10 protein-coding genes are annotated in these 16,295 nt (G+C 33.6%); all 10 read right to left on the bottom strand.

Translation table 11 applies throughout. The annotated features are described in order from the left end of the window. Positions 1-5: 5 nt before the first annotated feature. The 10 genes from EDD69_RS02795 to EDD69_RS02750 all read right to left on the bottom strand — a co-directional run bounded on the left by EDD69_RS02795 (position 6) and on the right by EDD69_RS02750 (position 15,988). Entirely contained in the window at positions 6-1,145 is a 1,140-nt protein-coding gene (locus EDD69_RS02795; protein ID WP_132947427.1) for a glycosyltransferase family 4 protein, read from the bottom strand. Next, positions 1,132-2,241 (bottom strand): glycosyltransferase, encoded by a 1,110-nt coding sequence (locus EDD69_RS02790; RefSeq protein ID WP_132947426.1) that lies wholly within the window; start codon positions 2,239-2,241, stop codon positions 1,132-1,134. The genes EDD69_RS02795 and EDD69_RS02790 overlap by 14 nt, the downstream gene beginning before the upstream one ends. A 12-nt stretch (positions 2,242-2,253) precedes the next feature. Further along, the gene (asnB, locus tag EDD69_RS02785) at positions 2,254-4,176 is read right to left on the bottom strand and encodes an asparagine synthase (glutamine-hydrolyzing) (protein WP_132947425.1); all 1,923 of its coding nucleotides are present in this window, start codon (positions 4,174-4,176) and stop codon (positions 2,254-2,256) included. A 23-nt stretch (positions 4,177-4,199) separates the two neighbouring features. After that, entirely contained in the window at positions 4,200-5,429 is a 1,230-nt protein-coding gene (locus EDD69_RS02780; RefSeq protein WP_132947424.1) for a hypothetical protein, read from the bottom strand. Positions 5,430-5,439: 10 nt separating this feature from the next. Further along, positions 5,440-6,891, bottom strand: a complete 1,452-nt coding sequence (locus EDD69_RS02775; RefSeq protein ID WP_132947423.1) for a lipopolysaccharide biosynthesis protein — start codon at positions 6,889-6,891, stop codon at positions 5,440-5,442. Positions 6,892-6,933: 42 nt separating this feature from the next. Then, entirely contained in the window at positions 6,934-8,775 is a 1,842-nt protein-coding gene (locus EDD69_RS02770) for a polysaccharide biosynthesis protein (RefSeq protein ID WP_132947422.1), read from the bottom strand. Between the two features lie 864 nt (positions 8,776-9,639). After that, the gene (locus EDD69_RS02765) at positions 9,640-10,575 is read right to left on the bottom strand and encodes a Wzz/FepE/Etk N-terminal domain-containing protein (RefSeq protein WP_165871708.1); all 936 of its coding nucleotides are present in this window, start codon (positions 10,573-10,575) and stop codon (positions 9,640-9,642) included. A gap of 11 nt (positions 10,576-10,586) precedes the next feature. After that, positions 10,587-12,176, bottom strand: coding sequence for an O-antigen ligase family protein (locus tag EDD69_RS02760; RefSeq protein WP_132947420.1), 1,590 nt, complete (start codon positions 12,174-12,176; stop codon positions 10,587-10,589). Between the two features lie 18 nt (positions 12,177-12,194). Further along, a complete protein-coding gene (locus EDD69_RS02755) occupies positions 12,195-12,680 on the bottom strand; it encodes a tetratricopeptide repeat protein (protein WP_132947419.1) in 486 nt (161 codons plus the stop codon). Positions 12,681-12,952: 272 nt separating this feature from the next. Continuing rightward, on the bottom strand, positions 12,953-15,988 hold the full coding sequence (locus tag EDD69_RS02750) for an S-layer homology domain-containing protein (protein WP_132947418.1): 3,036 nt from the start codon (positions 15,986-15,988) through the stop codon (positions 12,953-12,955). Between the last annotated feature and the right edge of the window lie 307 nt (positions 15,989-16,295).

Raw genomic sequence — 16,295 nt, 5'->3', positions numbered from 1 at the left:
AGCTATCATCCTTTTTTAATTAGATTTTTATATAAATCCTCATATTTTTTTACTATTTTAATCAAATCAAACTCTTCAATTACTCGTATTCTTGCTTTTTTCCCCATTCTTCGTTTTTCCTCTTCTGGTAATTTAATAAATTTTTTAATTGCCTTAACCAACTCTTCTACATTAATTGGTATTGAAAAGCCTGTGTCAGCTACTATATAGGCTGAATCACCAACATTTGTAACAATACATGGAACCTCACAAGCCATGGCTTCTCCTAAAACGTTAGGAAAACCTTCACTTTTAGAAGGAAGGATAAATAAATCAAAACAATTCATAACTTTAAAAATATCGTTTCTTTGCCCTAGTAAATGAATATTTTTTACTCCCTTTTGTTGTATCCAATGCATTAATTGTCTATTATTTCTATCTACATCTTTCCCACATAATATAAAATGGACATTTTTATATTCCTCTTCAATTTTTTTACATGCGGTGATTATATACTCATGGTTTTTTAGGGGATGAAAGCGACCTACATGTCCTATAATAAATGATGACGTAGGTAGACCAAGTTCATTTAATATCTTAATTCTCTCATCTCTAGAAGGCCTGTATTTCTCTAAATCAAATCCATTAGGAATAACAATCATTTTTTTCTTACAATAACCATATTCAGTATGGGAATTATAAGCAGCTTGGGAGCAACATATAATATTGTCTACATGACTAAAATAAGATAGTTTAGCACAAATTTTTGCAATCATTATAGTACTTTTTTTATCTATACCTTTATGGAAATAACTATGCCTAATGTTCCAAACAAGTTTTGTCTTTGGAAACATTATTTTAATTAAAGCACCAACAAAATCAGCATGATACATCCAAGTTTGTAAAATATGTGGTTTCTCCTGTCTTAATATTTTAATTAGCTTTAACAAGGATCGGAAACTAAACATACCTCTTTTCATGTTTAAAGTGTATACTGGAATTCCGGCTTCTTTTAACTTTACTCCTATTGTTCCTTCATCCATCATAGAAATAACAACTGGATTAAATAAATTTCTATCAATATTAGAAACTAATTTATACAACGCTGTCTCCGCTCCACCAGTATTCAATCCTGATATTAAATTTACAACCTTAATTTTCCCCATTTTTTCTAACCTCAAAAAGTTCTAATATTAGACTCTCATATTTATTAACAATTTTTAAGATATTAAAATTTTCTTCTAATATTTCATATGTTTTTTTAGTAGGTTTTTCAAACCACCAATCATCCCAAGTAAACTCATCGATAATGCGATGAGTTTGTTGAGTAATTTTCATTATCTCCTTTGTGCCGCCAGGATGATTCGTTACAATTACTGGTACTTGGCAAGCTATTGCTTCTAACAAAGCATTAGGTAATCCTTCATACTTTGAAGGTAAAATGAAAAGGTCTGCATACTTCATCCATACAAAGGGATTTTTCTGAAATCCTACAAAATAAACACAATCTTCTAGATTCAATTCTCTAACTAATGAAAAAAGTTCATTCTTTAATGGACCTTCACCTAAAATAAATAAATTTGCATTTGATCTTTTCATTTTTAATAATGGTATGCTTTTAATTAGCTCCCTATGTCCCTTCTCACTACTTAATCTTCCAACAGTTAAAATGTTTATACATTGCAGATTTTTATTATAGTTTAGATAAGGATTTTTCTTCTCTTTAATAAGCATATTAATATTTTCAAAATTAACAGGATTATAAATACACTTAATTTTCGATCTATCAACCTTAAAATTATCTACTAAATCTTTTTTCATAAAACTAGATTGACATATAATCACATCTGCCTGATTATAATATTTTCTGTACAAATATCTCCATAAAATTCTATTAGATTGAATATTTTCCGAAGGTATACTTCCCTCTCTTATAATAATTTTTGTCTTCTTAGGTATTAATGGTTTAATCATTAAAAGTAGGATATTTAACTGTGAAGCCGTCGATAAAATTACATCCGGTTTAATAATATCTATACATTTGATTAACGATCTCCAAGCTTTCAGAGTTCTTCGACAGTTTAAATCAAACACTTGTACATCGTTGGGAATCTCTTTCTCATATGGTCCTTCTTTTTTTACTAATACAAAATATAAATCAAAAACTCTACGATCAAAATTTTTTATCAAATTTAACATAACTCTTTCCGATCCCCCGCCCCTAAGTGAGGGAGCTAATAACATCAACTTTATTTTTTTCATATAAAACACCTATTACTGATTTTCTTTTAACCATGATTGAAACATTAATATACTCCATAGCTGAGGCTGCAAATTCCTTATCCCTAAAAGATGCTCTTCCCATTTTTCTCTTACTATTTTAGTATTTAAAAATCCCTGTTCTTTTAATGTTTTCTCATTTAATAAGTCTTCAGCCCATTCTCTTAGTGGTCCTTTAATCCATTGTCCAACGGGCACACCAAAACCTTTTTTTGGCCTGTCCATTAATTCTTTTGGCAAATACTTGTACATTATTTGTTTTAAAATCCATTTACTTGTATTGCCTCGAACTTTTTGGTTAAAAGGAAGTTTCCATGCAAATTCTACAATATTGTGATCTAGCAAAGGAACCCGAGTCTCTAAACTTACAGCCATACTCGCTCTATCTACCTTTACCAAAATATCATCAGGAAGATACATGTTTAAATCGACGAACATCATCCATTCATAAAAAGACAATTGTCTAGCTAGTGAACCTACTTCAGCTGAAGTAATAAAGGCATCTATAGGTTTTGACCCTAACACAATTTCATTAGATTGATTCCAACTTGATACAAAATGATTGTATAGCTCTTCTGGATATTTAATGGTTAACAAATCAGCTCCACGAAAAATTTGATACATTTTCTTTTGAATAGAAGAATCAAGAAATTTTTGAATTTGAAGACTTTCAACTAGATTTATTGTTTTAGCCATTACTTTTCTTAACGATAAAGGAATATAATTGATTTTTTTCCAGAAGTCATTTATAAGCAAATATCTTGTATATCCCCCAAATAATTCATCTCCACCGTCTCCGGATAGGACTACAGTGACGTCCTTTTTTGCTAACTGACTAACTAAAAAAGTTGGAACTTGGGAGGAATCTGCAAATGGTTCATCATAGTAGGTAGCTATTTTTTGAATAATATCATACGTTTTATGAGGTTCTACGTATAGTTCCGTATGATTAGTTCCTAAATACTTAGCTACATCCCTAGCAAAATTCGCCTCATTATAGTCTTTTTCAAAAAAACCAATTGAAAAAGTATTGATCGGTTTATCACTTAAAGATTGCATCAAAGCGACAATTGTAGATGAATCTACTCCACCTGACAAAAATGCTCCAATAGGAACATCAGAAGAAAGCATTTGTCTCCTTACAGATTGTAAAATTAACTTTTCTAACTGTTCTATTAATTCTTCATCACTATAAGAAGTATCAAATTTATTTGTAGTATCAATATCCCAATATTTAAAAATTTTATACTCATATGTCGTTAAATCCATTTTCAAAACTGATGCTGGTGGTAATTTGTAGATATCCTTATAAATAGAAAAAGGAGATGGGATATAATTATACTTAAAATATAAGGATAGAACATCTCTATCAATTTTACCTTTAAAGTCTATATGTTCTCTAAAAGCCTTTAATTCTGAAGCAAAAATAAATGAATCTCCTTGCCAACCATAATATAAAGGTTTTTCTCCTAATCGATCTCTTATAAGATATAGACAGTTTTCTTTGTCGTCAAAAAGCGCAATAGCAAACATACCTATAAATTTTTTTAACGATTGTAATATTCCCCATGTCTCGCAAGCAGCCAGAATAACTTCTGTATCTGTGTTACTCTCAAACCTATAATTATTTACTTTTAAAATTTCTTTTCTAATCTCATCAAAATTATATATCTCACCATTAAATGTTATGGTGAACCTACCAGTTTTACTGGTCATTGGTTGCTTACCGTTAGAACTCAAGTCTATTATTGACAAACGTCTATGCCCTAAAAATAAATTTCCTTGAGTGTTAGACCAGATCCCAAAACCATCTGGTCCTCTATGGTATATGCTATCTAGCATTTTCTTAATAATTATTTCAGATTCATATTTTTTAAATTTTTTCGATTTGTTAAGAAAACCTAATATTCCGCACATATTCTAACCCCGACATTCCGTTCTTAAAGTTTATTTTTATAATGCTTCCTTTTGGAAAATATCATAGAAACTAATACACCAATAATTACAATAAATAATATTCGTTTAGACAAATTTACCATATAAAGTAATTCATTTCGATGAATATAAAAAGTAAAATAAGTTAAAACAATAGATAAAGTTCCTTTAACCACGGGATTATCAATTGATAAAAAACAATAATTTCCTATATATATAAAGGAGCAATATATCAAAAGGAAAAATAGTAATAATGGGAATCCGCCACTACTAATCATTTCAGCCCAGATATTATTTCCCATTCCCCAGGTTACGGAAGGAAATAACTCGCTTTGAAAAATTGAATTAAAAGATTTAATTTCAGCACCAAGCTGCGGAGCAAATAATATAAATTGATAAATTATTGATTGAAAATGGCTGAGCCCAATATGATATTCAATTCTGTTAACTTCATTTAATATTGTCTGAATATAAAATGGTTCAGATTTACTTAATGAATATAAATAAAAATTTAGATCTGTTAACAGATGTTTAATCGTTCCCCAATCACCTATTTTCACAAACCTATATATAGGTTTGTAAATAAAGAACAGAATAGATACAAGTACCCCACTTAATATCCATTTCCATTTTTTTATTAACACTGTTCTATAATTGCCTTTAGAAAATTTTATAACTAATAATGCTATCAAGGTTATTGCTAAATTAACTCTAAAGCCTATATACATATCTATTAATAGCAAAATTAGGCATATTACAAATAATAACTTTTTTTTCTGTAAATAAGAAACAATGCATCCAACTATAGAAGATGTCACCCATAATAATTGCCAACGATTTATATTTTCTAAAATAATACCTTTATCTGGTGACAATAACTGTGGACCAATAGTGATCAAAGATAAAATAAATCCTACTAACGCTAAAAAAACAATCACGTATACACTTTTATTAATACCCGAAATCTCTAATTTTATTTTTTTTTTCACATACATAAAATCGAATAGAATAGCTGTAATAATGATAAATATAATAACTAAGATCATAGTAAAATATGTTTTAGTGATTATTGGTTTATAAAAATTACTTCCAGGCTCTAATACATAACCAAAAAATCCTGGCATAAAATAAATTAAGGTTGAAAAAAACGCAATTGAAAAAAAATCAAAATGCCTTTTTTTAATTACAAAATAAAACATACCTAATAAACAAAGTAAAATAAATACAATTTTCATTTTATTTCACCTAGTTGTTTTTGATAAAGTTAAAGATATCTCTATTAAAAATTCCTCTAATATTTCCTATATTCAAATAAATTACAACCACAGAATAAGCTAGAATCCCTATTAGTATATTAATAACAAAATTCAACAAATTCACCGAATCAAAAGGGGTTATATATAAAGAGAAAATTAAAATAACAGAAGCAAAAATTATTTTGGTAATTTCCTTAATATCTATTTTTAAAGAAAAAACTTTTTGACCTATAACTATACTAATAATCAACCCTAAAATATATGAAAAAACCGTAGCATAAACCGCTCCCATAACTTTATATTTTGGTATTAGTAAAAAGTTTAATATTATATTAGACAAGGCGGCTACTAGGCTAGACCATATTTGTAAATATGTTTTTTTTCCTAATTGATATGAAAAATCTACAAAATAAGATTTAATCCCCATTATTAATGTAGAAAAAGCAATCCATTTTAATATACTTACTTTAACTTCATTATTGGATGTATCTCCAAGAATTAATTCTGCTATAAATGGAGATAACATTATAAATCCAGTCACACTTGGGAACATAACACCAAATGAAATAAGTCCATATTGATTAATTCTTTCCTTTACTTCAGATAACGGCTTACTTTCTATTTCCTTTATAATAATAGGATATGCTGCTAAGTTAATAATCATAAAAATCATTGTTAATACTTGAGTTACCAAATCATAAGCAATAGAATAAATGCCTACAGCCTCCACTCCTAAGATATACTGTATAATAAAGCGATCAGAGGTAGAAATTATAAAACTCAACAAAAAAGTAATAGTTAATGGCGCTCCATAGTACAATAAATTTCTATTTATCCCCATATCAATACAAGATAAATTTAATTTATATTTTTGACCAACCAAGACACTAATTAATAAAGGAAATAAATTTCCCAAAATTATCCCCAATAATATTCCCTGCTCATTAAAACGTAAAATATAAATAAAAAACAGAGAAAAGGGGAAAATTAATAATGATCGAAAAATAGATAAATAAGAATATCTTTTAGAGTTTAGCTCCGCACGATAGGTAGACAATGTCTGTTCATAATACGACTGTATAATTGCTAGAGGCAACCCGATAAAAAGAGATTCCTTTAGCTCCAGACTTAAAGGTAACATGGATACAATTGTTAACCATAAAACACTCACTATAATAGAAACTAATATAAAATTTATTCTAACATTAGTTAGAAAAATCTCTAGTTGACCTTTTGTTTTATAATGTTGTAGATACCTTTCTAATCCCATTCGTATCCATGCAAAGAAAATAGTTTGTACCATTGATGTCGAAGCTATTACAATCGAGTATCTCCCATATTCAGCATCTGTTAATATTCTCGCATAAATAGCTAATGCTAAAAAATTTACCATTCCGGGCACAATTTTTGCAGGTATATAATTAATAATATGTCTTAGCATTTTATTTACACCTTACAATCTTAAAAAATTTTATCATTATTATTAAATTATGAAGGATATTTTATCTCTCTGCTTTGTGTTAGTTAATATTTTAAAATTAGAAAAATAAAGCAATTTTTCTTTTAGCTTATTTTGGTCTTTTGTTCTTTCAATATCAAATAAAAGCTCCGTGAACATCTTTTCATCAATATCTACTGATTTTCCTACATAAATTTTCGGGAAAATCTGCTCTGGGTGCACTTCATTCTCATTCAGAAGCTCTTCAAACATCTTCTCCCCTGGGCGAATTCCTGTAAATTCAATGCCAATCTCTTCAACAGTGTATCCTGATAACTTAATAAGATTTTTCGCTAGATCCACAATCTTCACCGGCTCACCCATGTCAAGGACGAAGATTTCCCCGCCTTTCGCGAGTGCCCCAGCTTGAATAACAAGTTGTGACGCTTCTGGAATGGTCATAAAGTAGCGTGTCATGTCTGGATGGGTGACGGTGACAGGACCACCGGCTTGAATTTGCTTTTTAAATAATGGAATGACGCTGCCACGGCTTCCGAGTACGTTTCCGAAACGAACGGCGACAAACTTCGTTTTGCTTTTTTTGTCGAGTTGCTGAATAATCATTTCAGCAATTCGTTTTGTCGCGCCCATTACGTTAGTCGGGTTAACAGCTTTGTCTGTTGAGATTAACACAAAGGTCTCAACACCAAATGTATCGGCGGCTTCGGCGACGTTCTTTGTACCGAAAATATTGTTTTTTACCGCTTCTTTTGGGTTATATTCCATCAATGGAACGTGCTTATGTGCTGCTGCATGGTAGACGACATGCGGTCGATGTTCTTCCATGACTTCAAACATGCGATCACGGTCTTGAATGTCGCCGATGACAGGAACGATTTCAACCTGGTCTTTATATGTATTGCGGAGTTCCATATCAATTTGATAAATGCTATTTTCGCCATGACCTAGGAGGACAATTTTTTTCGGGTTAAACCGACATACTTGTCGGCAAATTTCGGAACCGATCGAACCGCCTGCACCAGTAACAAGAATGACTTTATCTTTGATATAGCTAGAAATGCTTTCGATGTCTAATTCGACAGGTTCACGTCCTAACAAGTCTTCTACTTGGACATCTCGAAATTGACTGACAGATACTTTCCCTGTTACAATATCTTCAAGTTTAGGAACAATTTGTGTTTTTGCTTTTGTTTTTGTACATTCGTTAAATATGCGGTTCAGTTGTTTCTGTGTTAATGATGGAATGGCAATGACAATATGATCGATATGTAATAACTCGACAATTTTTTCAATATCCTCTGTACTTCCGACGACTGGAACACCGTAAAAATGGAGTTTTTGTTTATTTGGATCATCATCGATAAAGGCAACCGGTTGTAACTCTGCTTCATGATTGTTCAATAATTGTCGAGTGACCATCGTTCCTGCCGCCCCTGCTCCGATAATGAGCGTACGCTTCTTTGCCGTTGCCGGTTTTATATGGTGATCACGGTACACCCGCCAAACGAGGCGCGATCCTCCGATAAGAAGAATATGAATCATCCACGTAATTGCCAAGGCGCGAACGTAAATATCTTGATATATGAACCATTGTACAACGGACGTTGTCATAATAGAAAAGGTAACGGCCTTTACGATTGCTGTTAATTCTCCGATACTTGCATACTCCCACGCTTTATGATAGAGACCATAAATAAAAGCAAACATATGATGACTGCCGAGAAGAACCACTGCCGATAAAAGCACGGGCTTATATTTCAATATGTTTACATTCGGATGAAGTGTAAAAAGACTGAAATAGATAGCTGTTAAAACAATGAGTGAATCGAGTAAAACTAAAAATGTTAATCTTGTTCGATACGCCAATGTCTGCGTCTCCCTTCATTTGAAATCGAAGCTAAATATTTAATGACAAAACATATATATGCATATGCTTTGTCATTAAATATTTATGAGAACCGGGCATCTAACCCGCCCTCACGCCACACCCTCGACGACTAGCGTCTAAGGTGAACGGACCGTCATCGTCCTCACCCACAGCATGGCCGAGTGCCTCCATTGATAACGGTAAGGAGACATCACCGAAAAACTGAGTCGCCCAATTTCGCCATCCTAACTCCTTCGAAACCAAAATGTTCTTCGACAGCGGAAGTGCTTACACTTCAAGAGTGAAGATTATTTGGCAGAAGAGAGTTAGACGACGAAGCTAGACATCATCGTTCAAAAAGTAAAGCAAGCTCGTGTAGCTTGCGTTGCTAGACACCACAAAAACATAGAAAAAAACAAATATGTTTGAAACATATTTGTTTAAAACAAACCTGATGCAATCGTATTCAAATAAAGTGAAAAGACAATCATACAATTTATTTCATATTTCGACCGAATTCTCCAATAACCTACAAACACATCTATATAATAGCATATAAAGAATATGTAAACAATAATGGTTTATATTATCTAAAATTCCGGCATATTCTTTCCAATTCATTGAATGAAAAAGATACTTCAAAAACAAAACGATCGATTCGCACAACTCTTCGCAATTTCGATGAAACCAAATTGGCAATCATCCTCTCTTTCATCCAATCCTAAATTCGTTCCACTATATTTAAGTGTGCATAAAAAAACCCCCTTTCCTGTCATCACTAGGATAGACAGGAAAGGAGGGTGTTGAATCTCACTATTAGATCGGTCTTCACCAAAATTTGTTTTTCGTTAATGAAAAAATCTTTACTTTGACTCCTGCCAATAATGTCGAAAGAACACTACCCCAATACTAGTCATTAAACTGACCACAAACGCAATGGCGATGTTTAACAACGGTTTAGGCGAGTCTGGCGTTTCAGGCTTGACTGGAGCCGAAATAGTCAATACTTTATTATCAACAGAGAAATTTTTCGCAAATGCTTGTAATTGCTGTTCTTTCGCTAAATATTCGCGATAAATATCAGAAGAAGATTTAATTTCGTTGCTTAATTCATTTAAAGAAATTAAGTCTTTTTCTGTAATAGATGAAACTCCTTGTAAACGCGCTTGATCTAAGTTAATGATATATTGGTTATTGTAAGAAATGACTGCATCGAGTAAAAGTGATGGCGGCAGTTGCAATACTTGTGCTTTTTGGCGATACTCTTTTAGCAATCGCTCCAGTTTTTCTTTTTCTATTTTTGCCTGTGCAGCAAAATGGTCGCTGTCTTCTTTAATTCTTTTTTGAATTTCTGTAAATAATGATTCTTTCACAGCCAGCAAAATGGAATCAAGCATTTTTTTGACATCAGAAGGGTTTGTGCCTTTTAACGTAATATGCACGAGATTTGTGTTTTGGACACTTTCAATCGTTAAATTAGACTCAACTTGTTTTACATTGTATTTTTCAAGACCGCTTTTTTTAATCGCTGCTTCAATGACTTGCGGCGATTTTACGCGTTCGATATAAGCGGCCGGTGTAATGATTTCATTAAAATAGCTATCCGTTTCTCCCTGCTGCTTTCCAGGCACTAATCCATTATTTATGGAAACCGTTGCTTTCGCTGAATAAACAGGATCTATTAATACAAAACTCGCTAATGCCGCAATAAGCACGGCAACTGCTGTGATAATCGCAATCAGCCATTTTCCTTTTAAAATGATTTCTACTAATTCTCGTAAGCTAATTGTCTCTTCCATAACCATACTCCTTATTTACTATTGATCTCTTTTTCACTTTGTTCATGTTGATACATGAGAGCAAGCATGATACCAGCAAGTGCCCATAATGGCGCTGCTGTCCCCGGTAATGTATCGTTAAATAATGACTGAATTAAATAAGCTACCCAGGCAAAACCAAACACAATTGTTGCATTTTGCATTTTTTCAAACGTCCAAAACTCTTGACCAATTTTCCATAATGTCATCAACACAAGGCCGATAAAACCGATGAAACCAATGATACCTGTTCCATACAGAATGCCGATATAGATGTTATGCGGTTTATCGACAACAACATTTTGCGTACCTAAACCAGCTCTTTTTTCAATATCGTCTTGCGGAAAATGGTATGGAAGCGTATCAAGACCATATCCGACAATGAAACGATCCATCGTGATCTCTAACGTTTTTTTCCATATATAAAGACGTCCTGAACCAGCGGCTACCCCCGGTTCTGGAAGCTCCGGTAAAGAGAACCCTTCATTTTCAGCAGCATATACTTTGGAAGTAAGCACAAAACCTTTTATTGGCTGCACAGGAACCATCGCTGAAGGCGCACTTTGTTCATAAGGATTATGTTTAATCAAAAAGCCGACGGACTCACTCCACACTTTGGGATTTTTTGATGCCAACACATGTAAGATCGGTATGCTGGCCACTAAAAATACGATCATAAAAGTTAAGGCGATTTTTTTGTTGCTTGATTTAAATGCTAAGAAAAATAAGAATGGCAATAATAGAATAATCGTTAAAAATCCGCTCGTGGATACGGACATCAGTACAATCGCAAATGAAATAAGCGCAACGAACAGATTAAAAAGCCGTCTTAAAAGATGTTTGTCAATGATAGCCCATGCGAGATACATAACCGTCATCACGCCAAACATACCGCTCATAAAGTTCCATTGGTCTAATGTACCCAACAACTGTGATCTTTCCGCTAATTTGGCACCTTCCGGCAAGAAAGCGGTTATGGCGTTTTTCACTACTTTATATGTAAGCGCATCGTGTCCTAAAAAATTCATGATTGATAATGTAAAGTTGATTAAAACGAAAGGGTAAAGAGAATACAATACATAGGAAACAGCCTTTTTTGGATACTGAATGTGCATCGCCACAAACATAAGCAGCAAATAACAAATATAAGACAGAGCTCCATCTGACCGACCTGGTTGTCCATACAAAGCAAGTGTTTTATATGGCGCAAAAACGGTAGATACAACGATTCCTAAAGCAAAAATGAAAAAGAACCATAAAATTGACCGTTTAGGTAGGATGTAGTTTAAAAATAACAATTTATATAAGAACAAACTGACAACCAAAGAAGTTGCAATTAATAAAAACACAAATTTATAGTAGTTAAAAATATCTCCTTTTCTTCCCGTAGTGAGCAAACTTTTTTCAGTAATTAACGGGCTGACAAACTCCGTTACATGACCTCCAACAAGGAGCGGTACTATCGCAATAGTAGCTAGCATCGCAATGAAAATCCAGCGATCTACCCGCTCACGTGCTAATTGATCCTCATGTTCATCCCGAGGTACATTCATCTTGTAGTAAATATCGTAAATATCACCCATTTTTTACTTCCCTTTCTTTTACAAAGTTTCCTGTATCAACGCATCAACCTTTTGCTGATAATCAGGTATATTCGCAGGGGGCGATAATGTTTTGCAACGTTCGAGCACAAGCTGAGCTTCTTTTTTTTCGCCTGCAAACGTCAATATTTCTGCAAATTGTAGCATGAAAATCGGATTTTCTGCTAAATATGGATTCAAATCTAAAGCTGCTTTCATCTTTGTAATTGCTGGTTTCAGCTCCCCTGTATTAGCGAGAGCCAACCCAAGATAATGTTTCACAAGAGCAGAGTTAGGATGCTTTCTCTCGATCTCTTTTAATAATGGTTTTGCCTCTAAAAACTGATTATTTGCTATCAACTGAACAGCCTGGTTGAATTGATTATATGACTTTAAGTATTGCTCGTCTTGCTTTTTACCAGCTATATGAGCATACCCGAAGCCCAGCATAATCACGATGATCATTCCTATAACTATATAACGCACATAACTTTCCTTAATTTCCATATAGCAGGTCTACCTTCCTACAAAAATTTCATTATTTATCAACATATTCTATTATAACAAGAAATTCGACAAAATTCATGGATATTTTTAGTCAGACGAAATAACATTCATTACTTATCCATAATCCCTTAGGCATCGTAATTTTCAAATCGGTTATTATTATTCAATAATCTTAAAATTCACGCCTCAACATTTAGCATAATATCCCATAAAAAAGAGAGTTACCACCAAGATAGCGGTAACCCTCTTTAAATATTAATTTTGTAACCAAATTACTTAACTGTAATTTCTGTACCAACTTTAATTGGGTTAGCAAGAGTGCTTCTATCTTTTACAGTAGTATTGCCAACTACCTTAACTTTTAATGAAGAGAGAAGATTTAAGTCAAGAGTAGTTGTTCCAACTGCCTTAGTGGTACCAGTTTGTAGCAAGATGTCTCCAGTATTGTATGTGCCATCCCCATCAACATCTAAGAATAAACGGTTATCTGCAGTAGTTGCAACGTTATTATCAGCACCTGCATCTACTTTCGCAGTGAATGTTACCACATATTTACCATCATCTGTTCCTGTACCATTTGCAAATGTTAAGAAGCGAGAATTGTTTGCAACATTAACTTCCGTACCGTTAATTACGAATTGGAAGTCAGCTGATGTACCTGTTGTTACAGTATTAACATCTTCTGTAAATCCTAGCACGAGTAAACCGTTGCTAGAAATAGTAGCTGTCTTAAGCTCAGGAGAAACATCATCTAATAATAATGATACAGTAGCAACTTTAGGATCTGCTGTATTACCAGCTTTATCTTTAATATTGGTGATGTTAAGTGTATAGCTACCATCTTTAGTGATAGACTGCGCAGGAATATTGATTGTTACATCAATATTTGTTGCTGCTGTATCTGAGCTTAAACCGTTGTGACGAATAGTAATATAACTTCCTGATGGTAACGGCTTACCATTTAATAGGTAGTTATTCACATTTTGTACTGTAGCAAGGTCTAATCCTACGTTGTCAGTCATGTTAATTACGATAGTTGAACCACTAGTTTGGTTAGTTGCAGCTGTTACAGATACAGGAGTAGCACTTACTACAGGTTTTGTTTTATCTGAAGATGAGTCGACTTTTACTGTAGTTGTAGCTGCAATGTTTTTGTTAGCTTGAGTAGATAAATCTTTTACTACATCATTACCAATACGTAATGTATAGTCTCCAGCAGTTAAACCACCTGTTAATGGAATAATAACTTCTGCACGATCGTTAGAGTTAACTAATCTACCAGCAATATTAAGACTTGAAGAAGTATCCACTCCAGTAGATGTAATTAACTTAATATCAGTTGACGTTGCAAAACCAACTTCCTCACTGAATTTAACAACAATTGCACCATTATTATAAGTTGAACCTGAATATTGTCCACCTGGTGCTACATACGTAGTTCCTGTAATAACTGGACGCACAGTATCTTTAGTAATAGTTACACTATGACTAGTAGCTACTTTAGCATTACCGTTCACATCTTTGATGCCGTCCCCTAATACTAGCGTACCAACAAATGTGTTGTTGTCATTAAATGGAACAGTGCCTTGTAGATCTAAGCGGATAGTTTTTCCACCAGTACCAGACTTCGCTGTAGCTACAACGTTAGTAATTCTTGCAATACCATTTAAGTCAAGTACACGAGTATTACCAGCAAACGTAGTTACATCCATTGCTTTATCAAAAGTAACTTCAATTAGATTATCACGAACTACTTTAACCTCTTGAACTACAGGAGCTACTGTATCAGCTACAACTGTAAACTTAGTAGTAGTTGGATTTTCCTTCAAGAAGTTATCTGCAAAATCTTTAAAGTTTAATAATGTTAATTCATATGTTTTGTTAGCACTTAGTGTTTGAGCAGTAGTAAGAACAATTTCATTTGGCTTTGAACCTGCTTGAACAGTTGCAGCTTCTCCATCAACATATGCAATAGCACCAGTTGTTTGCACAGGCTCACTAAATTCTAAAGTAACTTTAGTTGTAGTTGACTTAGCTGTAGCTGTTACATTTACAAGTGTTGGAGCTACTTTATCATCAGAAACTAGAGTTGTAGTATACTTCTCAATTTCTTTTCCTTTAGCACTTTTTAGGTTTTCAACTGTAAACTTAAACGGTGTACCTGCACTAATACCCAATTTAGTGTTAATTGCAGTTGAAGTAGTAATAGTTACAGTCTTACCGTCCGCAGATAATTCAACACTAGCTGTTGCATCCTTTGTTGTTAAAGCTACAGCTGATGCATCAATATTTGTTTGGATTTTATAGTTATCTTTATTTAGTGCAGTTGTTTTTTCAACAGGTACGTTAAATTTAACTTCAATTTGTTTAGCGTTAATCGCACTTACACTTTCAACAGCTGGTGTGATTACAGGCACTTCTACTTTTGCTTTTTCAGAAGTTTGGCCTTTGTAAGAAATTGTGTAAGATTTGCCTTCTTCTAATTTTGTTTTAGTTTTGATCACAACAACTGTTGTTTTTGCTTCTGCAGCTGCTGCAGCTTTGATTGATACAGACTCGATTTCAACGCCTTCAATCGCAAAGTCTTCTGCTTTTACTTCTTTTAATTCACCGTTGAATGTTACTTCTAATGTATTTTCATCGACGAATTTCACTTCTTGGATGTCAGCTGCTGTTACTCCTACGTTCAATGCGCGAACAACGAATGATGCGAATTGAGCGCGAGTCACGTTCTTCTTAGGCATGAACTCAGTGTTTAACGTTACATCTGTTGCGTCTAAAACTTGGATATATTCACGTGCCCAAGGAGCTGCTTGGTCTAAGTCTGTTACGTTAGATACGAAATCTGCTGGTTTTGTTAATCCGAACGCTTCAACAAGCACTTTTGCCATTTGTTCGCGTGTGATTTTTGCGTTTGGATTGAAGTTGCCTTTTTCGTCACCAGTCATAACGCCTGCTGCTTTTACGATCGCTAACGCTTCAACTAACTCTGTGTTTGGATGGTCAGCTGGAACGTCAGGGAACGCATTTTTGTCAGCAGGAACTTCCACGCCTTTATCTTTTAAAATGCGTGCGAAGATGATCGCTGCTTCACCGCGAGTTAAAGAGTTGTTTGGTTTGAATGTTCCGTCTGGATAACCTTTGATGTAACCTTTTTCAACAAGTGTGTTGATGTCATCAGCATGAACGTTGTCTGCTGGCACGTCTTTGAAAGACGCTGCTGCTACTGGTGCAACCGCTGAGGCAACAACTGCCGCAGAGACTGTACCAGCTAAAAATTTGCGATAAGACTTCGGTTGGTAAGCCATCGACTATTTTCCTCCCTTGATTTAATTCTATTTAACTAAACTAAATTTAAGAGAGTATGTAATCTATCAATCTCTTAAACTTAGCGGGTGAACGACTACAAGGAACATTATAATTTTTTCCAAAGATAAAGTCAACCATTTTTAGAATGGTTTATCTCCATTGGTCTTTACGACCTATTTAGATGTAGTCTTCCACCTATCCCTCATTTTACTTAATTCCCCACTAATTTCAATATCCAATTGCATAATTTTTGTCAAAACTTTTGTTACATAACTGTAAAGTTATTTTTCTACATTCTATGGTACA

Origin of the sequence: Thermolongibacillus altinsuensis (assembly GCF_004341205.1) — a bacterium.
GTDB classification, from domain to species: domain Bacteria; phylum Bacillota; class Bacilli; order Bacillales; family Anoxybacillaceae; genus Thermolongibacillus; species Thermolongibacillus altinsuensis.
Note: the sequence above shows the minus strand (reverse complement) of the source record. Positions and strands in the feature narration are given on the sequence as shown.